The organism is Paenibacillus sp. PDC88 (assembly GCF_900106725.1).
GTDB classification, from domain to species: domain Bacteria; phylum Bacillota; class Bacilli; order Paenibacillales; family Paenibacillaceae; genus Paenibacillus; species Paenibacillus shunpengii.
Window position 1 is genome coordinate 1 of sequence record NZ_FNNT01000013.1, and the last position, 25,263, is coordinate 25,263.

General features: G+C 36.9%; 19 protein-coding genes and 4 pseudogenes. 11 read left to right on the forward strand and 12 right to left on the reverse strand.

Features of this window, described 5'->3' with window-relative positions; all coding sequences use genetic code 11:
- Window positions 1-46: 46 nt before the first annotated feature.
- Entirely contained in the window at window positions 47-262 is a 216-nt protein-coding gene (locus BLW49_RS25360) for a DUF3238 domain-containing protein (RefSeq protein ID WP_090727719.1), read from the reverse strand.
- 485 nt (window positions 263-747) lie between these two features.
- Here BLW49_RS25360 and BLW49_RS25365 point away from each other — a divergent pair, with 485 nt between their 5' ends.
- Entirely contained in the window at window positions 748-993 is a 246-nt protein-coding gene (locus tag BLW49_RS25365; protein ID WP_090727720.1) for a hypothetical protein, read from the forward strand.
- Between the two features lie 810 nt (window positions 994-1,803).
- Here BLW49_RS25365 and BLW49_RS25370 read toward each other — a convergent pair.
- The 3 genes and pseudogenes from BLW49_RS25370 to BLW49_RS25380 all read right to left on the reverse strand — a co-directional run bounded on the left by BLW49_RS25370 (window position 1,804) and on the right by BLW49_RS25380 (window position 3,906).
- The gene (locus BLW49_RS25370; protein ID WP_090727722.1) at window positions 1,804-2,364 is read right to left on the reverse strand and encodes a hypothetical protein; all 561 of its coding nucleotides are present in this window, start codon (window positions 2,362-2,364) and stop codon (window positions 1,804-1,806) included.
- Window positions 2,365-2,443: 79 nt separating this feature from the next.
- A pseudogene (locus tag BLW49_RS25375) lies at window positions 2,444-2,714 on the reverse strand (DUF2243 domain-containing protein); the annotation flags it as partial.
- A 367-nt stretch (window positions 2,715-3,081) separates the two neighbouring features.
- Window positions 3,082-3,906: an AbrB/MazE/SpoVT family DNA-binding domain-containing protein gene (locus BLW49_RS25380; protein WP_090727724.1), complete on the reverse strand. Its 825-nt coding sequence runs from the start codon at window positions 3,904-3,906 to the stop codon at window positions 3,082-3,084.
- A 214-nt stretch (window positions 3,907-4,120) separates the two neighbouring features.
- Between BLW49_RS25380 and BLW49_RS25385 the strand changes: the two genes are divergently transcribed.
- On the forward strand, window positions 4,121-5,362 hold the full coding sequence (locus BLW49_RS25385) for an IS256 family transposase (protein ID WP_090727726.1): 1,242 nt from the start codon (window positions 4,121-4,123) through the stop codon (window positions 5,360-5,362).
- A 221-nt stretch (window positions 5,363-5,583) separates the two neighbouring features.
- On the opposite strand, the gene BLW49_RS25390 is transcribed toward BLW49_RS25385, so the two are convergent.
- The gene (locus tag BLW49_RS25390; protein ID WP_177178843.1) at window positions 5,584-6,546 is read right to left on the reverse strand and encodes a PAS domain-containing sensor histidine kinase; all 963 of its coding nucleotides are present in this window, start codon (window positions 6,544-6,546) and stop codon (window positions 5,584-5,586) included.
- Window positions 6,547-6,910: 364 nt separating this feature from the next.
- Here BLW49_RS25390 and BLW49_RS29350 point away from each other — a divergent pair, with 364 nt between their 5' ends.
- Complete coding sequence (locus BLW49_RS29350; protein WP_249436106.1) at window positions 6,911-7,108, forward strand: hypothetical protein; 198 nt, start codon at window positions 6,911-6,913, stop codon at window positions 7,106-7,108.
- 509 nt (window positions 7,109-7,617) lie between these two features.
- Here BLW49_RS29350 and BLW49_RS25400 read toward each other — a convergent pair.
- Entirely contained in the window at window positions 7,618-8,193 is a 576-nt protein-coding gene (locus BLW49_RS25400) for a recombinase family protein (RefSeq protein ID WP_063385374.1), read from the reverse strand.
- Between the two features lie 146 nt (window positions 8,194-8,339).
- Here BLW49_RS25400 and BLW49_RS25405 point away from each other — a divergent pair, with 146 nt between their 5' ends.
- Complete coding sequence (locus tag BLW49_RS25405) at window positions 8,340-11,288, forward strand: Tn3 family transposase (protein WP_090727729.1); 2,949 nt, start codon at window positions 8,340-8,342, stop codon at window positions 11,286-11,288.
- A 79-nt stretch (window positions 11,289-11,367) separates the two neighbouring features.
- Window positions 11,368-11,901 (forward strand): annotated as a pseudogene (locus BLW49_RS25410) (Tn3 family transposase); the annotation flags it as partial.
- A 604-nt stretch (window positions 11,902-12,505) separates the two neighbouring features.
- On the opposite strand, the gene BLW49_RS25415 reads toward BLW49_RS25410, so the two are convergent.
- A complete protein-coding gene (locus BLW49_RS25415; protein ID WP_090727731.1) occupies window positions 12,506-13,654 on the reverse strand; it encodes a zinc-dependent alcohol dehydrogenase in 1,149 nt (382 codons plus the stop codon).
- Between the two features lie 556 nt (window positions 13,655-14,210).
- Between BLW49_RS25415 and BLW49_RS28605 the strand changes: the two are divergent.
- The 4 genes and pseudogenes from BLW49_RS28605 to BLW49_RS25430 form a co-directional block, all read left to right on the forward strand.
- Window positions 14,211-14,333: pseudogene (locus tag BLW49_RS28605) on the forward strand (6-phosphogluconate dehydrogenase (decarboxylating)); the annotation flags it as partial.
- An 85-nt stretch (window positions 14,334-14,418) separates the two neighbouring features.
- Entirely contained in the window at window positions 14,419-14,910 is a 492-nt protein-coding gene (locus BLW49_RS25420; protein ID WP_090727733.1) for a hypothetical protein, read from the forward strand.
- 152 nt (window positions 14,911-15,062) lie between these two features.
- Window positions 15,063-16,227: pseudogene (locus BLW49_RS25425) on the forward strand (iron-containing alcohol dehydrogenase).
- 868 nt (window positions 16,228-17,095) lie between these two features.
- Window positions 17,096-17,533 (forward strand): ATP-dependent DNA ligase, encoded by a 438-nt coding sequence (locus BLW49_RS25430; RefSeq protein ID WP_072526550.1) that lies wholly within the window; start codon window positions 17,096-17,098, stop codon window positions 17,531-17,533.
- Between the two features lie 138 nt (window positions 17,534-17,671).
- Here the strand turns inward: BLW49_RS25430 and BLW49_RS25435 are convergent, their stop codons facing one another.
- From BLW49_RS25435 to BLW49_RS25455, 5 genes are all read right to left on the reverse strand, one after another.
- On the reverse strand, window positions 17,672-19,009 hold the full coding sequence (locus BLW49_RS25435; RefSeq protein WP_031538331.1) for a glucose-6-phosphate isomerase: 1,338 nt from the start codon (window positions 19,007-19,009) through the stop codon (window positions 17,672-17,674).
- Between the two features lie 240 nt (window positions 19,010-19,249).
- Window positions 19,250-19,741: a hypothetical protein gene (locus tag BLW49_RS25440; protein WP_031538332.1), complete on the reverse strand. Its 492-nt coding sequence runs from the start codon at window positions 19,739-19,741 to the stop codon at window positions 19,250-19,252.
- Between the two features lie 346 nt (window positions 19,742-20,087).
- Window positions 20,088-20,981, reverse strand: a complete 894-nt coding sequence (gnd, locus tag BLW49_RS25445; RefSeq protein ID WP_031538333.1) for a phosphogluconate dehydrogenase (NAD(+)-dependent, decarboxylating) — start codon at window positions 20,979-20,981, stop codon at window positions 20,088-20,090.
- A 198-nt stretch (window positions 20,982-21,179) separates the two neighbouring features.
- The gene (gene zwf, locus BLW49_RS25450) at window positions 21,180-22,652 is read right to left on the reverse strand and encodes a glucose-6-phosphate dehydrogenase (protein WP_072526551.1); all 1,473 of its coding nucleotides are present in this window, start codon (window positions 22,650-22,652) and stop codon (window positions 21,180-21,182) included.
- 735 nt (window positions 22,653-23,387) lie between these two features.
- Window positions 23,388-23,753 (reverse strand): winged helix-turn-helix transcriptional regulator, encoded by a 366-nt coding sequence (locus tag BLW49_RS25455; RefSeq protein WP_031538335.1) that lies wholly within the window; start codon window positions 23,751-23,753, stop codon window positions 23,388-23,390.
- Window positions 23,754-23,956: 203 nt separating this feature from the next.
- Here BLW49_RS25455 and hxlA point away from each other — a divergent pair, with 203 nt between their 5' ends.
- Together hxlA and hxlB are read left to right on the forward strand one after the other, a co-directional pair.
- Entirely contained in the window at window positions 23,957-24,589 is a 633-nt protein-coding gene (gene hxlA, locus BLW49_RS25460) for a 3-hexulose-6-phosphate synthase (RefSeq protein ID WP_031538336.1), read from the forward strand.
- Window positions 24,590-24,597: 8 nt separating this feature from the next.
- Window positions 24,598-25,155 (forward strand): 6-phospho-3-hexuloisomerase, encoded by a 558-nt coding sequence (hxlB, locus tag BLW49_RS25465; RefSeq protein ID WP_031538337.1) that lies wholly within the window; start codon window positions 24,598-24,600, stop codon window positions 25,153-25,155.
- Window positions 25,156-25,263: the final 108 nt, after the last annotated feature.

Here is a 25,263-nt window from a genome sequence, read left to right on the forward strand (position 1 = left end):
TCGAAGCCGGTAATCCTTAGCGTACAGGATACCGGCCTTTTTTCGATCAAACGGGGCTTAGCGTACAAAATCCGCACTTTGTTGGCGGTACCCCAACTACAACGTGCTGAGTCATTTTCGAGAGTTCGGGCTGATTCTCCGTATAGTATGTGAACCCCCTGTTATTACCGTTGAATTGAACAACAACCTCAGACGTTCGCATGTAATCGATCCATGCTTGTGGAATAAATGCTGCCAAACGTACCTCAACAATATTAGCCATATATATTACCTCCTTAAATTGTTGAAGACGGTTCTTCAATTTTCCCGGGAGTTGAAGTTTTTCGCGTCTTCACAATGAAGGAAAGATAATCGGTAGTTATACAACCATGCAGTTCATACTTTTTGTTATGTTAAGAATAAGAATATATTATTTAATTCTTTCTTCTTTGCAACGACTATTTTTCTTCTGGGTACTGAGTATCCAGGTTTTTATTGAGTTCATTAATCGCAGATTTAGGGGGTCTGGTTAAGAGTTTAAGCCAGACACAACCTAATAAGTATATAGTGAAGTTTGCAAAAGGATTGCGGGTAATCGTAGAAGGGGTTCGATGAAATTTAGAACTATCTCTGTTTCGGAGCTAATAGGGGGAATTTTGTGTCAATTAACATCATGGGCGGATGCTATAAATCGCATTAAATGACTGTTTAAATTGAACTAACAAGGGAATACTATTCTTCGAAGCACTATATTATGGGGGAATAGTAATGCATGATTTAAAGTATCTTTCAGAACTTGAAAACCTTGCCCGAAAAAGGGTTAACTCAATCAGAGCAACATTTGATAAAGAGGAAGAATTGCTTAAGCTACTTGAGGACGTTCCTTTTAACAATAATGAACATCTGGAAGACAAAATTATAGTTATGCTTTGGAGACTTCGATCACATTACGAAGTTTGGGAAAAAGTATTGAGTGAATCCAAGAAACGGTCATATATAAGAAGAATTAAATAACTTAGGTGGTAACAACATAGTAATTAGACTTAGTTTAAGTCTTAGAACATCTTCACAAACGTTGGATTTTGTACATATGTCTATGACAACAAGAAAGAGCCATCCGTTATGGATGGCTCTTCTCTTCATATAGCGTTTCTTCTATTATATGTAAAGTCGTACTAAGAGTCAATTTGTCTTTATCAGTTGTTGCTCGTGTAGTCTAAGGTTTAAGCAATCGATTCTCTAGATCAGACGATTTCATTGCTTCACCTCAATTCAGACTGTGGCCAATCGAATTTAAAGTACCGCCCTCATTTGAAGGCGGCATCTATGTTATGGTAATTCTCACGGATGTCTTATTATACTATCCATTAATGTACAATCATATACATAATAAGCTTATTAATCAGCAATCGGACTAAGTTCTTGTCCCTCAACCATTCAACATCCCCATGGTAAAGTTTACGATGGCTGAACAAAAAAATAGATCACTGCACCTTTGGCCGGCGCACAGTGATCCATTCTCATGGTTTTGCTTCTAAAGTAAATTTAGCACATTTCTAGGTATCTGTGAAGCAGACTCTTGTCAGTTTAAAAGATGTTATTATACTAAATTGAAATTAAGGTAATGCTCCCAGCTATAACACCGCAACTTAAAATTGCAATATAATCAGCATATTTTTTGTCTGCTTTACTACTAGACCTACGGAGTACAACTGATAAACAAAAACCGATTATTCCGAATATAATTCCTAACATGTAATCACAAACCTTTCCAGTTTGACATTATTACCTTCACTTTGAATTACAACTTCCCAGCATTTTCGGTTATTCATTGAGAAAATTACGATATGAATCTTCCGACATTCTCAAGCGTACACCATGAAGATTTTTTTCGTACCGCTCTATTGTTCTTTTCTTTTTTTGATCCCAATAAGAAACAAAGTCGTATGTAAATTTTGGTATAAGATACCTTACTTCAATCAGATCGTTCAAAGATGAATCAATCTCAACATTTACATATTGTGGACTAACTGACTCACCGGTAATACATTGAAATTCGACTGTAACTTTACCGGTATTATCAATACTTACACTGTTTGTTGTTACTATAACTTCCTCAAGTACTCTTACTTCATCAATTCGGAAACATCTGCTGTGAATCCATAGTTCAAGTTTCTTTAATCTAGCAAATTTATTCAATTTCAGACGATAAGCATAAGTATTTAAGTAAGTAAGAAATGAATCTCTTTTTTCAATTCTCACAACACTAAAATGACCTGATTGAATATCAAGATCAAAAAGATCTTGTACTTCATCTATCGGCTTTTGATCTAAGATTTCCAAGTACTCTGGAACTACAATGTCAAGCCAACTGACGCTTTTCAAGGGTAAATCATCCTTTCACAAAATCTGAGTATGAACCTTCGATCAATTACTAAATCTTCACGAAAATCATCTACAATATTCACGATAAAGGTAGGAAGTGAATGCTGGACTCAGGGAATATGAATATGACATCGACATAGGTGGAAGCTGCTCCTGTATGCTTTGTTTTGGTAATCAGCAATACTCCACCGATGATCAGCAGTATGGTAAAAAAGGTTCCAGATGATATCGTAGACGATTACATTCTCTACATACCTGATCTGATGGAGCTGTATCAATTTATGTTGAATCGTTCCATCATATAACTGAAATAAACCCCCGCCTAATAGAACGCCTCCCCACCAGGTTCTTCAATTTTCCCTGGATTTTCGCGTCTTCACAATGAAGGAAAGATAACCGGTAGTTATACAACCATGCAGTTCATACTTTTTGTTATATTAAGAATAAGAATATATTATTTAATTCTTTCTTCTTTGCAACGACTATTTTTCTTCTGGGTACTGAGTATCCAGGTTTTTATTGAGTTCATTAATCGCAGATTTAGGAGGTCTGGCTAAGAGTTTAAGCCAACGGAAATTATTTGTAAAATTTATATATATATGATTTTTATTATAAGTGATAGATTGGTTAGTTGTTTTAATTATCACGTTTTATCCAATGGCGAATCTGATCTATAGAACATCAACCGATTAAAAAGAGACGCTGCAGAATCAGCGTCTAATCCAAATCTACATCAGTTACGATTTTCTTTTCTTCCTTCAATAACTGCATTATTTGCCATACTCTACCCGCTGTTATATTAAGACGTTTTCCTATCTGTTTTTGCGTAAGCCACGGTTCCTTTCGCTTCATTTCTTTGATTATGTACATAAGTTTTTTTCGAGGAGTTCTTTTCTTAATTTTTGTTTCATCATTTACAGATTGGATTTTTATACAAGGTTTTACGATGCCCTTATCTGTTAGTTCATATCCTCCAAAAAGATCAAATTCTATGGTATTTCTGCCCGATCCTTCTGTTTCTTGGATCTCCTCCTTCTTATGAATCTTATCCTCATTATTCTGAATGTAGTCTGCAGCAATCTTCTTCAACTGGGATACTCTTGCCTGTTTAACACCTAAAATATCTGCTATTTCAATCTGCTTGAGATGAGGCATCGCATTATTTAATTCTATATATTTTTCGACCATTATTAATGTGCTCGGACGTATTTTACTTTTTTTTTCTTGCTTGTTTGTAGCGACTGCTATATCACTCTCAATCTCCAGTGAAGTAACAAGTTCATTTGTCCCTTTTAATTCTTTTACGCTTTGAAGTTCAAAAGCGCATTCTCTACAAATGAACTTTTTCTTATAATAAAATTCTTTTATGACGTTCCCACAAAATTCACAACCTGGATTATATTTTTTTATTGATATTATCCCACCTTCAATAAAGAGCTCTAAAGGATCACCAATACTGATATCAAGAGTATCCCGAATTTCAGATGGTATCACTATTCTCCCCATGTTATCTAAAGGTCGCTTCATTCCAGTACGTATCATATAAAAATATCTCCTTATGAGTAATAACCTACTTAAATTTGGAAATAGTTTAACATTGTTAATGATTTAAATAAATAACTATTTACTAACTAAGATGTTTTAATTCTTTATTGGAGAGTATAAAATATTATGTGTAAATGAATAAATGCAAAAGGAAGACCTTTTCTTGTAGAATTGAGTTACCACACAAAATTCACAGAGAGAGGTCTTCCCTATGAATCATTTTACAACAGATTTAGTCCAAGCTCTAGTTACAAAACAAGATGTGACTGAAATTTTTCGTATTCACCTCGAAAGAGCGATGAATCACTTGTTAACAACCGAGTTAACCGCCTTCCTAGATTACGAAAAGTATGATCGTGCAGGCTTCAATACAGGCAATTCTCGTAACGGCAGCTATACACGTACGCTCCATACGGAATACGGCGATCTGCACCTTCAAATCCCTCGTGATCGTAATGGAGAGTTCAAGCAGCAGACCGTAGCGCCCTACAAGCGATCCAACGACACGTTAGAATCGTTTGTCATTCATATGTTCCAAAAGGGCGTAACCATGACTGAAATCGCTGATCTGATCGAGAAAATGTATGGGCATCATTACACACCACAAACCATATCTAACATGACGCAAGTGATGGTAGAGCATGTTGATGCGTTCCTAAAGCGCCCATTAGCCCAGCGCTATGTCTGTGTCTATTTGGATGCAACCTACATTGCTGTAAAGCGTGAGACTGTTTCGAAAGAAGCCGTTTACCTAGCTGTAGGCATTCGTGAAGACGGTTCTAAGGAGGTGCTTAGCTATGCCATCGCTCCAACTGAGTCTGCCTACGTATGGAAAGAGCTTCTGCAAGACCTTCGAGAAAGAGGCACAGAAGAAGTGCTACTCTTTATTTCTGATGGGTTAAAAGGTATGGTTGATGCCATTTTCGAGGTCTTTCCAGGTGCCAAATACCAAACCTGCTGTGTTCATCTTGCTCGCAATCTTGCTCATAAAGTGCGTGTGTCTGATCGTGCTGAGATCTGTGATGATTTCAAAACAATATACCGCGCAAAGGATGAGCAAGCTGGTCGTGAAGCGCTAGAACGTTTCTGTGATAAGTGGAAAACTGCTTATCCTAAAGCAACGAAAGCTTTAGTGGAGAATCCGTATATCTTCACGTTTTACAGCTTTCCACAGTCGATTTGGAGAAGCATTTACTCTACGAATCTTATTGAATCTTTTAACAAGCAGATCAAGAAATACACGAAACGGAAAGAACAATTTCCTCACGAAGAAGCACTAGAGAAATTTTTAGTTTCACAGTTCGAAGGCTATAACCAACGCTTTAGTATGCAAGTTTATAGAAACAAGCTTCATAGTACCAATCAGTATTTAATTGGGCAGTTGCTACATCTTCAATATTTCAAGACACCAGATGGAAGACAGTTATATGAATTGACAAAATCAGAGTTATAAGGGATTTTCAAACAATTTAAGGGAGAAGGGAGAAGGTTTGAAAAATAATAAATTAAAGAGGGAACTTATATAAATGATAGTTTGTACTTTTTTCAAAAAACTTAATTATATTAATTGCCCTTGCTAGATCTATGATGTCTTTTTGGTGGTTGTTGCAAGGGCTTAATACTTATTATTGCCAGTTTTACTTAATATAAGTGTGAATATTTTATGACATTTACTTAAAGAGTAGAGCAAGCTAGCACTATTGTAAATGTTGTTCCTACACCCTCTGTACTATCTATATGTATGTTACCTTTGTGGTTTTGAATAATTTTAAAACTAACCATCATACCTAATCCATTTCCACTTTCTTTTGTTGTGAAAAAGGGTTGACCAATTTTAATTAATTTTTCTTTAGGTATGCCCATCCCAGAATCGATAAAAATAATATGTATTTTGTCGCTCTTTCTTGCAAGTTTAATTTCTAAGGTTCCCCCGGTGGGCATCGCTTCGATAGCATTCTTAATAATATTGAGAAAAACTTGTTTTATTTGATTTTCATCACATTCTATATAAATATCTTGAGAACCAAAATCTAGTGTAGTTAAAACATTGTGTAAGTTCATCTCAGATTGAAGAAATTTGATGACACTGGTGATAATCGGAATTAGTGGCTTCGTTTTCAATGTTATGGACTGAGGTTTTGCTAACAGCATAAACTCTCCCACAATATAATTAATTCGTTCAATTTCATCTAATAAAATCTTAAAATATTCCTTCTTTTTGTCTTCTTTTTCTTCTGCATTTAAAAATTCGGTAAAACCCTTTATAGTTGTTAATGGATTTCGTATTTCATGTGCAACGCCAGCGGCTAGTTCTCCGATAGCTGATAATTTCTCTAACTTAATTAATGATTCTTCAGCCCTTTTTTGATCCGTAATATCGTTGCGAATCGCAACAAATTGATACGGCTTCCCATCCTCATTTAGGAAAGGAACAATCGTAGTATGTACCCAATAAAAAGAACCATCTTTTGCTTTGTTTTTCACATCTCCTTTCCAAATATTACCTTGTCGGACAGTTTTTCGTAATTCTTTAATAGTTTTATTAGATTGATCGTCTGAATATAAAAATCTGTGGTCTTTACCTCTCAAATCCTGGTCCACTCCCCCGTGACCAGGATCTAAATATAATTTAAACATTTTACACCACCTCGTACAAATACAATATGATCGAAGAGTAACGGAGGTATAGGTATTCGTCTGAGGTACATATAAAAATAGGTGATGATAGGCATTACATTTCATTGAATCAGATGATTTATTTTAAAGCTAAGAAATTTTCCAAATGCGAGACCATATCTATGAGCAGCAGGAATTAATGTTCCATATTTTTCGTGGGTCAGGCAAACTCTTGTTCATCTAGACAGTAGGCTGATTGATTATTGATGCTTCTTTCTTAACAAAACACCTAAGTGATTCTCTGTGCATATACTGTATCATTACTACAGGATTATGATTAAATACAACTCAATCCATACATAAAATAATCAAGGAGAGGTTAATTTTGAAAATTCCAAAGACAGCCAAAGTTAGTATCCCCTTTCCATCCGTATGGGGGATTGATGCTTCTATTGCGGGGAGATCCATTATTAGAGGTATACTTACCATTGATTCCATTGTAGACAACAAAGTAGTAGGTACAGTTAATTTTCGTGGTATACCTATTCCGATTAATGGGTATTGGGACGAAAGCGCTAAATAAATAAGTTTCGATTCACCATATGCCTCCTTTTTTGGCAACTTGACAATATTTGATGAGACCGCTATAAGCATTCGGCATTTCGTTTTAAGTGGACGGTTTATAATGAAACCTCCCTCTTTGCTGGCTGGTGAATATGGAAATTGGATTGCTACAACCTTTACACCCCGTTTGGGACCTCCCATATATACTAATGTTTTACCACCTGCTGGTGCCTTTTCAGTCTCAAGTATGCTCTTGGGACAGCAATTGTTTTAATTAGACCATGACTTTATAAAAACAACCTTCGTTTGTGAATGACTAAGGTTGTTTTTTATAAAGTGTTCTCGGAAAATACAGCCTTGCTTTAAATCTGAGTTTAGCGTATATCTCCGTTAAAATGTACTCGGAATCCTTTGATGATCGTGCCTAGTTAGATAAACAAATATTGATACTTCATTATAGAAATAGCCTGCTTGGTTAGGTACGTTGTTTCACAATCCCCGGAAATTTTTAATATAAGTAATGAATGCTTATTTTTTTCCTTCCGATAGCTTTCTATATAAAGAAGCTCTAGATACATTTGTAATTTCACAAATTTGATTTACAGTCATATTTCCTTCTTTATATAGCTTTACTGCATAATTCATTCCTGCGTGATTTTTATGATATTTCTTTAACCGTCCTTTAAACTTCCCTTCTTTCTTTGCGAGCTCAATTCCTTCACGCTGACGCATACGAATAAGGTCTCGCTCTAATTGGTTAACACCAGCCATTACCGTAATTAAGAATTGGCTATATGGATTATCTTCTGATAAATCTAGCCATGTATCCTTAAGTGATTTTAAGCTTGCCTTTTTATTTCGTATTAAATCAATCAATTCAAATAAATCTTGCGTACTTCGAGTGATCCGAGTTAAATCTGTAACATAAATAATGTCACCTTCCTGTAAATCCTCTAACATTTTTTGAAGTTGTTCACGATCTTTTGTGGCTCCTGAAGTTTTTTCTTCATAAATAATATCCATTCCAATTTCGTTCAATTGCCGAAATTGTCTTGAAGGATTTTGGCTAGTCGAACTGACGCGTACATAACCGATTTTCTGCAAAATTTCACCTCGTTTTTGAGACAAGTCTTATGAGACACTCTTAACTATGATTTTATCAGTCTACTATACTTGTATCAATAGAGTACACTCTATTGATATATAATTGAGCTAATAAATTGAAAAATACAGAAATGGGCTGATACTGAATGAAAATTGCTAGAGGTAGAGAATTGCTTACACCGGAACAGAGACAGGCTTTTATGCAAATTCCTGAAGATGAATGGATATTGGGGACCTACTTCACCTTTTCCAAACGTGATTTAGAAATCATTAATAAGAGAAGGAGGGAAGAAAACCGTTTAGGGTTTTCCGTTCAATTAGCTATTCTTCGGTATTCCGGTTGGCCATACACTCATATTAAAAGCATCCCAGATTCGGTTATACAATATATATCGAAACAAATCAGTGCTAGTCCATCCTCGCTTAGCTATTATCCTCAAAGGGAAAATACACTTTGGGATCATTTGAAAGAAATTCGAAGTGAATACGACTTTGTAACTTTTACCTTGAGTGAATATCGAATGACATTTAAGCACCTTCATCAATTAGCTTTGGAAAATGGTGATGCCATTCATCTACTGCATGAATGCATAGATTTTCTAAGAAAAAACAAAATCATACTGCCTGCTATCACTACACTTGAAAGAATAGTGTGGGAGGCGAGAGAAATGGCTGAAAAGAAGCTGTTTAATACAGTTAGTCAATCTCTAACAAGTGAGCAAAAAGAAAAGCTTGAAGAAATCATTACTTCGCAACATTCATCCGATTCCAATAAAACGATATTGGGTTGGTTAAAGGAACCACCGGGTCATCCTTCATCCGAAACATTTCTAAAAGTAATAGAACGACTCGAATACATACGAGGTATGGAATTAGAAACGGTACAAATTAATCATTTGCATCGCAATCGCTTGTTACAGCTATCTCGCTTAGGTTCAAGATATGAGCCTTATGCGTTCCGTGACTTTCAAGAAAATAAACGATACTCGATTTTAACCGTCTATTTATTACACCTTACTCAGGATTTAACGGATAAAGCCTTTGAAATTCATGACAGACAAATACTCAGTCTGTTATCAAAAGGCCGTAAGGCTCAAGAAGAAATTCAGAAACAAAACGGGAAAAAGCTGAATGAGAAGGTTATACACTATACGAACATCGGACAAGCTTTAATCAAAGCAAAACGGGAAAAACTAGACGTTTTTGAGGTTTTAGAATCGGTTATTGAATGGAATTCTTTTGTTTCTTCAGTGGAAGAAGCTCAAGAGCTTGCACGTCCTGCCGACTATGACTATTTAGACTTACTGCAAAAACGATTTTATTCTCTTAGAAAATATACGCCAACCCTATTAAGGGTATTGGAATTTCATTCCACAAAGGCGAATGAGCCACTTATACGAGGAATGAACGAATCTGGGAAGCGAAAAGTACCTGATAACTCACCTTTGGATTTTATTTCAAAACGGTGGAAAAAGCATTTATACGAGGATGATGGTACAACAATCAATCGGCATTACTATGAAATGGCTGTTTTAACAGAACTTCGGGAGCATATTCGGGCTGGTGATGTTTCTATTGTGGGCAGTAGACAATATAGAGATTTTGAGGAATATTTGTTTTCCGAAGATACATGGAATCAAACGAAGGAGAATACAAGATTATCGGTTAGTTTATCATTCAAGGATTATATTACAGAGAGAACTAGCAGCCTTAATGGGAGGTTACACTGGTTAGCTGGTAATTCCAACAAGTTAGATGGAGTTTCTCTTGAAAAAGGAAAGCTGTCGATTTCACGATTAGAAAAAGATGTTCCAGAAGAAGCAAAGAAATTTAGTGCAAGCCTGTATCAGATGCTACCAAGAATAAAATTAACCGATTTACTTATGGATGTTGCCCATATAACAGGATTTCATGAGCAATTTACACATGCTTCTAACAAACGAAAACCAGATAAAGAAGAAACAATCATTATTATGGCTGCTCTTTTAGGAATGGGAATGAATATTGGCTTGAGCAAAATGGCTCAAGCAACACCCGGGCTTACATATAAGCAACTAGCCAATGTGTCTCAATGGCGCATGTATGAAGACGCAATGAATAAAGCCCAAGCTGTATTAGTAAATTTTCATCACAAGCTACAATTGTCTTCTTATTGGGGAGACGGCACAACATCCTCGTCAGATGGTATGAGAATGCAGCTAGGAGTTTCATCACTACATGCAGATGCAAATCCACATTATGGAACGGGGAAAGGAGCCACCATCTACCGTTTCACTAGTGATCAATTTTCTTCTTACTACACAAAGATCATTCATACTAATTCAAGGGATGCGATTCATGTTTTGGATGGTTTGTTGCACCATGAGACGGATTTAAACATAGAAGAGCATTATACAGATACTGCGGGTTACACAGACCAAATTTTCGGATTGACTCATTTATTAGGATTTAAATTTGCTCCAAGAATAAGAGATTTATCAGATTCAAAATTATTTACAATAGATAAAGCAAGCGAATCTCCAAAATTAGAAGCCATTTTACGTGGACAAATAAATACAAAGGTCATTAAAGAAAATTATGAAGATGTTTTGCGATTAGCTCATTCTATAAGGGAAGGAACAGTTTCAGCATCCCTTATTATGGGGAAACTAGGTTCCTATTCAAGACAAAACAGCTTAGCTACCGCCTTACGTGAGATGGGCCGAATAGAAAAAACGATCTTTATTTTGAATTATATATCGGATGAATCATTAAGAAGAAAAATACAACGAGGATTGAATAAAGGAGAAGCCATGAATGGATTGGCAAGGGCTATTTTCTTTGGAAAACAAGGTGAGCTTAGGGAACGAACCATACAGCATCAATTGCAAAGGGCCAGTGCCTTAAATATAATCATTAATGCCATCAGTATCTGGAATACTTTACATCTAACAAAGGCAGTTGAATATCAAAAACGGTCAGGTAGTTTTAATGAAGAATTATTGCACCATATGTCACCTCTAGGTTGGGAACATATTAATTTACTTGGAGAATACCATTTTAATTCGGAGAAAATGGTCTCGTTAGATTCTTTAAGACCCTTGAAACTTTCTTAACGTTGTTAAAACTGGGGGAATAGTCGGGGAAATGGGCTTAGCGTTGTAAATCCGCATTTTCCTGACTGTACCCCATATGAAGGTTATACGTAAAAATTATGATGATGTTTTGCGTCTGGCACATTCTATTCGGGAGGGGCAAGCCTCTGGTGCCCTCATTATGGGTAAACTTGGTTCTTATGCTCGGCAAAATAAGGTTGCTAAGGCACTTAGAGAAATGGGAAGAATCGAAAAGACGATTTTTATACTAGATTACATCTCAAACGAATCGATGCGCCGCCGTATCCAACGTGGGTTAAACAAAGGAGAAGCCATGAATGCTCTGGCTCGATCCATCTTCTTTGGAAAACATGGAGAACTGAGAGAACGTGCTCTGCAGGATCAATTGCAACGCGCAAGTGCTTTGAACATCTTGATTAATGCAATTAGTGTATGGAATACAGTTTATCTAGGCAAAGCTACCGAATTACTTCAAAGTAAAGGAATGTTACGGGAGGATTTATTAAAGCATATATAACCATTAGGATGGGAACATATCAACTTCCTTGGAGAGTATCGCTTCGATCCAAAAGGAGTTACCAACTTAGAATCATTGCGGTCTTTAAATCAATAATAGTTCTAAAGCCGATTACATCCTTAACGTGGTGAAAATTGGCTATTTTTGTATCCAGATCCCCTTAACGTTGTAAATCCGCGTTTTGCTGACGGTACCCCTATTCCAAGTTAAACCAGAATTCAAGCCTGTTGAGTTTTGACACCATTTATTCGCCGTAATTGGGGTCCTACCAACGAAAAGCGAAAAACATACGCTAAGGAATTTGTTCAGATAACCTTGAGTTCCTTAACACCTTCTAACAAAAGGGTTTATGAGGATTTTCCTCATTTGTTGATGTTCAATAACTCATTCACTTATCTATGTTCAGTTAATAGGTCGAAAATAAGTTTCATTACATTCTTGATGGGCTTAGCGTATAGAAAATGAGTTTTTTCTATGTCGAAATGTGCTTAACGTATGTTTTATGCGAAATGTTGGCTGTACCCCTAATTAAAAAAATCGATTCCCTAATTAGAGAATCCGTAAAATGATTTTAGACTTAAACGAAAGTTAAAATAGCTGTTTTTGCATAAAAAAGCCCCGTTCGTAAAATTACACTTTTACCAACGGGGCTTTTAATGTTCTTCATTGTTAAAAACATGGTTATAACTTTTTGGGAAGGTCAGGGTTTGAGAACAACTTTGACACACCCATCTTCGTGATCATTAAAGATTTGATAGGCTTCACTCGCCTGGTCTAGACGCAATTTATGAGAGACGATTTCTGTTGGATCCAGTTCTCCTTCCGTAATCATTTTAAAGAGCATTGGCATGTAATGGATGACTGGTGCCTGACCCATTTTTATTTTTACATTTCTTTCAAATATGTTTCCTAAAGGGAACTGGTTATATTTAGAGCCGTAGACCCCCGTCAGCTGCAGCGTTCCAAATTTTCTCACAGCACTCATACCGATTTCGATCGGGCTGATGGTTCCGCCAATAAGCTTCATCTTTTGTTCGACAGCTTCGATTGGTGTTTTTTTCCCATCCATCCCTACGCAATCAATGACGGCATCTACACCGCCACTTGTAATTTCTTTAATATGGGAACCCATAGAAATCATATCATCAAATTCATCAAAATTAAAAATCTCAACATTGTTCATTTTTTTGGCACGTTCAAGCCTATAGGGAAGATTATCGACGGCAATGACTCTTTTTGCGCCTTTCATCCAGGCAAACTTTTGCGCCATCAAACCAATGGGTCCACAGCCGAGCACGGCAACTGTATCCCCTTTTTTCACTCCTGCACTTTCAATGCTCCAATAAGCAGTTGGCAGTACATCAGACATAAACAGTAATGCTTCATCTTCAAGTTCAACAGATTCAGGAATCACGAAAGGCATAAAATTTCCATAGGGAACACGCAAATATTCAGCCTGTCCACCCGGATGATTCCCGTAACGCTCCGTAAATCCAAAATATCCGCCTGTATCAACTTCTGGATTTGGGTTAGAATTATCACATTGGCTCTCCAAATCATGCTGGCAATAGTAACAGCTTCCACATGAAATGTTAAATGGGATGACCACTCTATCCCCTTTTTTCACTTTTGTTACCTCTGGTCCGACCTCTTCTACAATACCCATGGGCTCGTGGCCAACTACATAATCTTTTTCAGCTGGCAAGGCACCTTGATAAATATGTAAATCAGACCCACATATCGCTGTTGATGTAATGCGCACAACAATATCGTCTTTTTGTTGAAGCTTCGCATCTGGAACTTCTTTCACCTGCATATCCTTGGAACCTTGAAAAGTAACTGCTTTCACAAGTAAAACCTCCTATTATAAATTCATATAACTCTTATAATACCCATTGAAGAAATTAATATACTTTTTTTTTATTTTTAGTTCTATTTAACTAAATAGGGCGTTTACTCCAGTTCAACTCCCGATTTGACATTAAAAATGAGATGGAAAAAGCGTACTAATCTGTTATCAGATGTACGCCTTTTCAACTACCTAAATCGTGCGCAATAGCCACAATCTTTGAGAGAACAGTTAAAATAAATCTAAAAATCTGCGCTTTTAAAATTTGTAAATTCTAGACGTTGGAATAAAAAAATGAAGATGGCACTTGTTTTTTCGCTATTGATCAAATGCAACATAATTTCCTTACTTAGTTTGTTGGTCCGCAGGATCCTACTATCAAGGACTTATTCCTTTAGGTTTTAATAGTATACAATTTGATACTATATTCCTTTTTTGTTACTAGGTGAAATTAAAGTGTGAACTTTCAATATTGGAATATACTTATTATACTAACGTATCACCAGTAAACTGAGAGTAGCACAAATCATTACTCGTGCAAGTTCTGAAAAAAGAACAAAGTACTACTCAAGTCATCGCCATGTCTCTTTTTATGCGGTACCGGTCTTTAGATAGGGATACCTTTACCGGTAAAGTCATAGCTATCCTTCGGAACGAGTTTGGTGGACATGCAGTGTAAAAAAGCAACTAGGCTAATTTGTGTGAATTCGGTAAATGTATCCGATATCATAACAATTTCCGGATGGTGAAAAGGGAGTGAAATCATGAATGTAATGGATGCAAAAATAATTAATACTCATTATGGATTGGAAACCTATTTAGACTTTGTGAAAAATCTTGACGTAAAAAAGCTTCATTATCCTACAGAGATAGACCCTTATTACGAAATAATTTTAGGGATAGAGTATTTTTTGCTAAGGGAAGAAAAATATTATGACAGTCAAAAGAATTATTTTCGCATTCGTATGAATTCTGAATTTAGTTCAATAATACTGAGAGAAACAAAAACGAAAAGCTTATTTGCTGTCAAAAACGAATACGAGAGAGACGCAACTAAGGAACTAGTTGGAGAATGGCTTATAAAAACAAATGCTTTCAAAGAAGTTATAAATGAACTGATTCAAAAAAAGAAAATGGAAAACGTTCAAACAGAGGAAGACATTCAAATAGTTTTAGGAACGACAAGGTTCTTGGAAAAATTACTTAAGATTAAAACAGAAGAGATATTAAGTGCCGTTGTAGAGAGGGATAACTGAGGTTTCTTAATAATAACTACCTTTTTAATAAAATACTATTGATAACGTTACATGGTTCCACTAATGTTTTAAAAAAATTGATAAGGGAAATTTACACTGAATGTTTTTTGAACGCTTGCCTACTTTAATGCAGAAAAGGAGAATTTACACACATGAACCGTTTTACTATTCCGAGGGATGTTTATTATGGAGAAGGATCTTTAGAAGTTTTGAAAACCCTTGAAGGGAAAAAGGCAACTATTGTTATCGGAGGCCAGTCCATTAAAAAATCAGGCTATCTTGATAAAATAGATGCTTATTTACGTGAATCTGGATTTGAAACACAGCTCATTGATGGTGTTGAAAATGACCCATCTGCAAAAACCGCTTTAGAGGGTGCAAAAAAGATGGAGGAATTCCAGCCGGATTGGATCATTTCCGCAGGCGGCGGTTCACCGATCGACGCAGCTAAATTAATGTGGATTTTTTATGAGAATCCGGAGCTCGCATTTGATAAAGTTAAAGCACCGAACCCACTACCGGCTTTACGGAAAAAAGCACGCTTTGCGGCGATTCCTACAACGAGTGGCACAGGTACTGACGTATCACCTTTTTCTGTTATCACGGATCATGAAACAGGAACGAAATATCCGGTATTTGGTTATGAGATCACGCCGGATATTGCCATTATCGATCCGGAGCTGACATATTCGATGCCGGCTGACATTGTCGCCTATACGGGAATGGACGCATTAACGCACGGAATCGAGGCCTACGTATCAACGATGCATAACGCATTTAGTGATCCGTTGGCGATACAATCGGTTAAAATGGCAGTGGATAATATTGAAAAATCAGTAGTTGGAGATAAAGCAGCGAGAGCAGAGATGCATTATGCCCAGGCTATTGCGGGAATGGCTTTCTCGAACGGGTTTTGGTATTGTACACAGCCTATCACATAAGAGTGGCGCGATTTTTAACATTCCGCACGGCCTTGCGAATGCTCTTTATTTGCCATACGTGATTGATTTTAATAAAAAGGCGGACGGTTCCCGGTTTGCTGATATCGCTAAGATGCTTGACCTTTCTGGAAACACAGAAGACGAGTTAATCGATTCCTTAACGGATTTGCTTCGCCGTTTAAATAAATCGCTAAACCTTCCGTTATCGCTGCAGGAATTCGGTGTAAATGAGAGTGAATTTGAAAAACAGCTGGATCGAATGGCAGCGGGAGCGATTGAAGATCCGTGTACATCATCCAATCCCCGGGAAGTATCTGTAGAAGAAATGAAAAAACTTTATATTGCTGCATTTAAAGGTGAAAAAGTAACTTTTTGATGGAATCAAAACGGAACTGCCCGGGCAGTTCCGTTTTTGTTCGTTTCAATCATTTTAAAACCTCTCTTAAATCTAAGCTTTATTAATCTTTCAGTAAGGTGTTTGGCTCTCATAACAAATCTTGCGTAAAAGTGTACTTATCTACAAGATATGCGAAGAGAAAATACACCAAAAAAGAAAAGACAAATTTAGTAAAAGGGCATTCACTTTTATTCACCGAACTTAACACATAAGTGAAAAACATACTTGGAAACCTTATTGAAACCCGTCGCACACCTTTAGAAAAGTGCTGCATTAAGCTTTTTATCAGGCACATATGCTGAAGCTTATCTTGAAAGGATGAGGAAAATCATGACTCAAACGGAGGATCAACGTGTTGAAAACCTATACTGTATAAAGGATGCACTGTTCTGTTTGTGGCACTTAAAAAATGCTGTTCGTGGCAGTATATTTTTTGAATACGCTGCGCTTTACATGGAGTGGCGGATGGGTTAGGCTAATTGCCCAGAAAAGCTTGTTGCTCTGGTCTTTTCAAAAAAATCTGTCCGCAGAGGCTCCATGTCAAGCGACAAAATCAGAATGAATAAATTTTATTAATAACGAATAAATATACTGCTATTTGGTACATCAGTTAAATGCCAAATACACTGTTCCTATCTACTGTCGAACAATAATTGAATAAGTAAGAAAGAGGCTCATGATTACCACCGAGATAATCATGAGCCTCTTATGTTTCTATGGCGCAAATTAATGCTTAAAAACTGCGCAAAATAAAATTAAAATTCACAATACTTTCATTTGTTCTCATAGAGTCTACCCAAAATAAACAAAAGAAGGGGATTGCAATATAAGACTACGTCTTATTAGTATGCAACTTTTTGTTGACAAAAAATGTTACGTACAGCATATAGAAGGCCACGGCAGCGAATACTTTGAGTTAATTAAGGAACAAGGACTTGAAGGCATTGTCTTAAAGAAAGCAGACTCTATCTATCGCCCTGGCACTCGCTCCGAAAATTGGCTCAAAGTCATTAATTATCAGTATGAAAATGTCCTGATTACCGGCTTACGTAAAAAGGAATTTGGCGTGCTGCTTTCCTTTGAAGATGGATCACCAGCTGGCTTAATGGAATTTATGAAACCCTCTGATCGGAAGAAATTGTATGCAGAATACAAAAAATTCATCCGGACAGAAACCGATGATTTTATTTATTTAGATCCTAAACTAAAAGGCATTGTAAAATATCGGAACCTAACGAAAAAAGGTTATTTACGCATCCCCTCATTCGAGAAATGGACCACTTGATAAAAAGCGCTGAAATTTTCCTACAGCGCTTTTTCTTTGAATTTTAACCTGCGCGAAAACCTTACTGAAAGTAAAAACACAACTTTTTATGGTTTTTGGTAACAATCTTTTTATTAATACAAAACCAATCAGATATAATTATTTTGATAAACGCTCCATGAGAGTAGCTTTTTCTGCTTCAAAACCAGGTTTGTCAAGTAAAGCAAACATATTCTTCTTGTATGCTTCGACTCCAGGCTGGTCAAATGGGTTAACTCCTAATAGATGGCCACTAATCCCACATGCCTTCTCAAAAAAGTAAACCATCTCACCGTAAGTGTATTCATTCATTTCATCCAGTTCAATCACGAGATTAGGTACTTCTCCATCTATATGGGCCATAAGGGTACCCTGAAATGCACTTTTGTTGACTTCATCCATCGTCTTACCTGCCAGGAAGTTTAATCCATCAATATTTTCTGGATCCTCCTGAATAGTCACTTCAATTCGAGGTTTCTTAATCTGTAAAACCGTTTCTAAAAGGTTTCGTCGACCTTCTTGTACATATTGCCCCATGGAATGCAAATCCGTTGAAAAATCAACGGAAGCAGGGAATAGCCCCTTTTGATCTTTTCCTTCACTTTCCCCAAACAGCTGCTTCCACCATTCCGATACGTAGTGAAGGGAGGGCTCATAGTTAACAAGCACTTCAATTGCTTTTCCCTTATTGTAGAGTACATTTCGGACCGCAGCATACTGATAGCTCTCATTTGTCAATAAATCAGGATTGTTGTATTTACGGGCTGCTGCTGCTGCCCCTTCCATCATATGATCAATATCAAGTCCTGCTACGGCAATTGGTAAGAGACCAACTGCTGTTAGCACAGAATACCTTCCACCAACATCATCCGGAATAACGAACGTTTCATATCCTTCTTCGTCCGCAAGCTTTTTTAATGCGCCTTTTTTCTGATCTGTAGTAGCAAAAATACGTTTTCTCGCCTCTTCTTTTCCGTATTTTTTCTCCATATAGTCACGGAAAATACGGAAAGCAAGGGCTGGCTCTGTCGTTGTTCCTGATTTAGAAATGACGTTAACAGAGATATCTTTCCCCTCTAATAGTTCAAATAAATGAGATATATAAGTAGAACTGATATTCTGACCGGCAAAATAAACATGTGTCTTATTGTTCATCTGGTTATGAAAGCTATGGGACAGAGATTCTATAGCCGATCTTGCCCCCAGGTACGAACCACCAATACCAATTACAACCATTGCGTCTGAATGTTTCTTGATTCTTTCAGCAGCTTGTTTAATTCTTTCAAATTCACTCTTATCATAGTTTAGTGGCAAATCGACCCAACCAAGATAATCAGAGCCGGGGCCTGTTTTTTCATGTAGCATTTTATGAGCCACTTTTACAAATTCACTTAGATTATCTACTTCACTCTTTTTCATAAATGCTAATGCATTGGAGTAATCAAACGAAATAGTCATACATTACTTCCCCTTTCAATCAAATTTAGCTTAGCTGCTTCAATCGGAGATCCTTCTCCGTAAAAAAGATCTCTCGGCATAGTAAAACGTTTCATGTTAGTGCATTCTCCTTTTCTACAGTATATAAGGGAAGTTTTTAAAAACACATTTAAACTCCCCCTTTTCAATTTTGAAAAATCCTTAGTGGGACCGTGTAATTATCAATAGCGTACATTAAAAGATAGTTAGTATTAAGAAAACTCAATGGTCCCTCTCTACATCGGCACTTAGTATGTCTTCTGTTTTGATTTCAAGTAATATTTCCAAGAATCTTATCGTTCCTAATACTTTTCGAGTGTCTCCCTCATTTTGAACATTCTCCATTTTCTTTTGTTGGATCAGTTCACTTATTACTTGCTTGAAAGCATTGGTTTTTATAAGCCATTCTCCAACCAGTAGCTTAGTTGAGTCTCTCTCGTGTTCGGTTTTGACAGCAAATAAACTTTCGGTATCTGTCTCTCTTAACGTGATTGAATTAAAATCTTCGCTCATTTGAATCCGAAAATAATTCCTTTCACTATCATAATATTTTCCGTCCCTTAGAAGAAAATACTCTATCCCTAATACTATTTCATAAAAGGGCTCATTATCTGATGGAGAATGGAGTTCTTTTACTTCGATATTCTTCACCATGTCTAAATAGGTTTCTAAACCATATTGTGTGTTAATGATTTTTGCATCCAATACGTTCATGATGTCACACCTCAATATTGTTTTATTTTTTTGGCTCTGTTAAACTTGTCTGTTGGCTCCAGGTGCTCGCTTTCCGCGGGCGAGCCGGGAGCCTCCTCGGCGCTGTGCGGCTGCGGGGTCTCCCTTGTCCTGTTTTTCCCACAGGACGTTGAATCATCATCCGTGAATAGGCACCGCACGAGAAAATGTGAATGCATTTTCGAGGAGTCTCGCTCCTTCCGCTTCAATCAACATAGTTAGCACTATCAACGACTTAAGTAAATCTACCAATTTTTGGGATATACCAAACTAAAAATCCAATGAATTTCCGGCTCATTTTAACGAAAGACATATACAGCAGATGACTTTATGATTTTTCCACAGCATGTCCGCCAAATTCATTACGAAGGGAAGCTACCACTTTACCTGTAAATGTATCATTGTCTAATGAACGGTAACGCATTAGTAAAGACATAGCGATAACAGGGGTAGCTGTTTGAAGATCCAAAGCGGTTTCAACTGTCCATTTCCCTTCCCCAGAAGAATGCATAATGCCCTTAATTTCATCTAATTTTGCATCTTTAGAAAATGCGCGTTCTGTCAATTCCATGAGCCATGAGCGGATGACAGAACCGTTATTCCACACCCGTGCCACTTTTTCATAGTCAAAATCGAAATCGCTTTTTTCCAGGACTTCGAATCCTTCACCAATGGCGGCCATCATTCCGTATTCTATTCCATTGTGGACCATTTTTAAGAAGTGGCCACTACCAGATTTCCCAGCATATAAATACCCATTATCTACAGCTGTATCTCTAAAAATCGGCTCGACAATGCTCCATGCTTCAGGATCTCCACCAATCATATAACAAGCACCATAGCGAGCACCTTCCATCCCCCCAGAAGTACCGGCATCCATAAAGCTCACTCCAACTTTCTTCAACTGTTCGTAACGACGAATGGATTCCTTATAATGCGAATTACCAGCTTCAATGACGATATCTCCTTCACTTAGAAATGGTGTGATTTCACTAATAACTGAATCAACGACGGAGTGTGGGACCATTATCCAAACAACTCGTGGCTTTTCTAATGATTGAACAAGATCTTGTAAACTGGATGCTCCTTCAACTCCGTATTTTTTAATTTCTTCAATAGTATTTGTATTTAGATCAAACGCCATTACACGGTGTTTATTGTCAATTAAGTTTTTTCCTAAGTTCATACCCATTTTCCCTAATCCAATTAATCCTACTTTCACTTGAGTTTCCTCCTTTAAATTACAAAAAATAGCCTGTATTATTATGCTACCCATTTGTTGTTCTTCATGGTCTCCTTATGGAACCATAAGGATTCAACAAATACTTTAAGTTCCTTGGGTAAATCGCGTAACAATTATCTGTCAAATCCAACCTCGGTTTGCTCTCTTCATACCAATAGCCTTCCAGGGAGGTGCGGATTAAACTCCCCCCCTAGTTTCCCACCATTTAAAACCATCCTCCTCCAATAATTGCGAAGCAGCTTGTGGCCCCATCGAACCGGCTTGATATAGGTGGAGTGGAAGGGCATTTTCCTCAAACGCCTCTAAAACGGGCTGTACCCATTTCCAAGATAATTCAACTTCGTCCCAATGAGCAAAGAAGGTAGAGTCCCCACGCAGAGCATCGAATATTAAGAGTTCATAAGCTTCTGGTATGTCTCTTGTACTTGCTGAGAAGTCAACAATTATCGGCTCCAAATTTCCATTTGTTAAATTTTTGCTATTTAATTGCATCGACACACCCTCATTTGGACTTACTTTGATAACTAATAGATTGGGTTCTGCAAATTGATTCTCGTTAGTATACACATTTTTCGTTGGATTCTTGAATTCAATCACAATCCGCGTCGACTTTTCCTTCATTCTTTTTCCTGTCCGGATATAAAATGGCACCCCATCCCAGAATGAACTATCAATCCATAAACGAGCAGCCACAAATGTATCGTTTGTGGAAGAAGCATTCACTCCAGGTTCTTCTAAATATCCGACTACAGGTTTACCCTTTATTTCCCCCGGTCCATATTGACCACGAACAACGTGGATACCTACAGTATCTTTCTGTACAGGCCGAAGAGAGTCCATAACTTTTCTTTTCACTGTACGGATATCGTTCGTGCTCATCTGTTTTGGCTGATGCATGGCCGTCATCATCAACAGCTGCATCATATGATTTTGGACCATATCACGAATAGCCCCTGCTTTTTCATAATAACTAGCTCTCTCTTCTACACCAACCGTTTCACTAGCCGTTATTTGCACATTGGCAATATACCGATTGTTCCATAGTGATTGCAGCACAGGGTTGGCAAATTCTAAAGCTTCAAGGTTTTGAACCATCGGTTTTCCAAGATAATGGTCAATCCTGAAAATTTCGTCTTCTTCAAAAGCTTTGCTTAGTTTTTCATTTAAATCTTGAGCAGATTTTAAATCACGCCCAAATGGTTTTTCGATCATTAATCGTTTCCATCCTTTTGTCGAGCCTAATCCACTCTCCTTGATGTTCAAAGCAATTACATCAAAGAATTCAGGAGCAACAGAAAGATAAAACATTCGATTCTCTTCAATACTCTGGTCTTTTTCATTTTGTTGAACGACTTCAACTAACTTCTTATACCCTTCAGCATTCGTGAAATCTAACTGGCAATAACGAAATGCCTTTACAAACTCTTGTTTTTCGGATTTATCATTTATCAAGTGTCTAGAAAAAGTGTATAGCGAGTCTGTTACATGGTTTTGAAAATCAACATCAGACATTTCGTCTATTCCTACACCAATGATCAAAAAAGAATCTGGTAATTTTTGATTCAAATATAAATTAAACAAGGCAGGGTAGATTTTTCGCTTAGCTAAATCCCCAGTTGCCCCAAATAAGACAAACGTCATAGAATCCACTTTTCATTCCTCCACTTTTTCAAAGCATTTTCAAATAGAAAAATGTCTGATTTTCTTCGTTTCCCCTACAAAACAACAAGGATTTTCGCTATTGCGTTATCCTACTTTTGGATGTAAGTTTCGTTTATTTCTCCCAGCTTGTCCGGTAATAATGATATCTCTTAATTGAGAATGTCCACATTTTGGACAGGTTTCATTATTTATGGTGATGATTAGACATCTTTCACAAACTTTTCGCTGCTTAGTTTTGAACCTTTCCATGCGGATCTCTCCTTTCGTAAAAAGCAACAACATGTATAAATTATTAAATGAAGTTTCACTTCATCTCACCATGCTTGTAGCAGTATTCCCTTAAGGTTTGGTAGTATTCTTTAAGCTCGCTATTACTTGAGCAAAATCAGTATATTACGTATGTTATACTTTTGAAAGTACGCACTTTATTAACATATAGATACATTTGTATAACATAGTGTTAAAAATAATACTATAAACTTGAATCCAATACCAAGAGTGAAAAGCCGAGGACAGCGATTATACAAGATTCGCTGCCCTTGGCTTTTTAGTAACTGATTCTTTTATTAAATGTTGTGTTTAAATGTTGTGTTTTTTCAACCTTTTAAATACGTAGAGATATAAAAAAACACGGACAGCATCTTTATTAAGATAGCTAACCGTGGTTTGTTAGTATATGAACTTTTTTACACTTTTTCGAACCCCTAGGAGAAACTCTTTTTTCTACTGAATAGACGATTTGTTTTCTGTTTCTTTTTCCAATACATTCTCAATATAATCTTTACCCCAGTCATACATAGCATCCAGAATAGGCATCAGACTTCTTCCATACTCAGTGAGTGAGTATTCAACTTTTGGTGGAACGACAGGATAGACTTCACGATGAACAATCAAATGGTCTTCAAGTTCGCGCAATTGATTAACAAGCATTCTTTGAGTGATACCCGGCATGAGGGCCTTTAGTTCACCAAAACGTTTGGTTCCTTCTTTTCCTAGATGCCACAATACCAACATTTTCCATTTTCCACCAATAATCGAAAGAGTCAATTCTTTTTCACAATTAAACACTTTTTCCCCAAGATTCGGCATTCATTTCACCTCCAACCCTTATTATGTCCAATAGTATACTTTTTGTTACTATATGATAAAAAAGTGCATACTTTTAATTTAGTAACATACCCAGTATACTGAGTATCATACCGTTAGTAAATAGCTATCAATTGGATACAATAACACTGTGCAAAAGAAAGCTATACGGCACAATATACTATTATATAAGGAGCGAGTAATAAATGAAATTACAATTAGCATTAGATCTTGTAGATATTCCAGGAGCCATTGAATTGGTGAAAGAAGTAGAAAATCATATAGATGTTGTAGAAATCGGCACGCCGGTTGTGATTAATGAAGGCCTTAAAGCAGTAAAGGAAGTGAAAGCTGCCTTCCCTAACTTAACTGTATTAGCTGACCTTAAAATCATGGATGCAGCTGGATATGAAGTTAGCCAAGCATCTGCAGCAGGCGCTGACATCATCACCATTCTTGGTACAGCTGAAGACGAGTCCATTAAAGGTGCTGTAGAAGAAGCAAAAAAACAAGGTAAACAAATCCTTGCTGATATGATCGCAGTTAAAGACATTGAAGGTCGTGCGAAAGAACTGGATGAACTAGGAGTAGATTATATCTGCGTTCACACAGGTTATGACCTTCAAGCTGTAGGAAAAAATTCTTTCGAAGACCTTGCAACCATTAAGAGCGTTGTAAAAAATGCGAAAACTGCTATTGCAGGCGGAATCAAATTAGAAACACTTCCAGATGTGATTAAAGTACAACCAGATCTTGTCATCGTAGGTGGCGGTATCACAAGCAAAGACGATAAAAAAGCAGTTGCAGCTAAAATGCAAGAATTAATTAAACAAGGTTAATTATAACTATGAAAACTACTCAATATTTAGCTGAAGTCGTTCAAGAATTAAGTCGGACAGTCGACTTAATCTCTGACGAAGAAGCAGAGAAGTTGGTTAATAAGATTCTGGAATCCAAAAAAATCTTTGTTGCAGGTGCGGGCAGATCTGGATTTATGGGCAAATCTTTCGTGATGAGAATGATGCACATGGGGATCGATGCTTATGTAGTCGGTGAAACTGTAACAGCAAATTTAGAAAAAGGTGATTTGTTGATCATCGGTTCAGGTTCAGGTGAAACGAAAACCTTGGTTTCAATCGCTGAAAAAGCAAAAAGTTTAGGTGGGACGGTCGCAGCTGTAACGATTTCCCCTGACTCCACGATTGGAAAATTAGCTGATATTATCATTAAATTGCCTGGATCACCGAAAGATCAATCTGAAAGTGAATATAAGACCATACAACCAATGGGGTCACTTTTTGAGCAAACGATGTTATTATTTTATGATGCATTGATCTTGCGTTTTATGGAAAAAAAAGGCTTAGACTCTACTAAAATGTACGGCAAACATGCCAATCTCGAATAGAGTACACTTTAAAAAATATGGAAACATCGTAAAGACCGCATTTATTTCTTTTATGAATTGCGGTCTTTACTGCATATTACAAATAACACAGTCCATACAGGAAAGAAA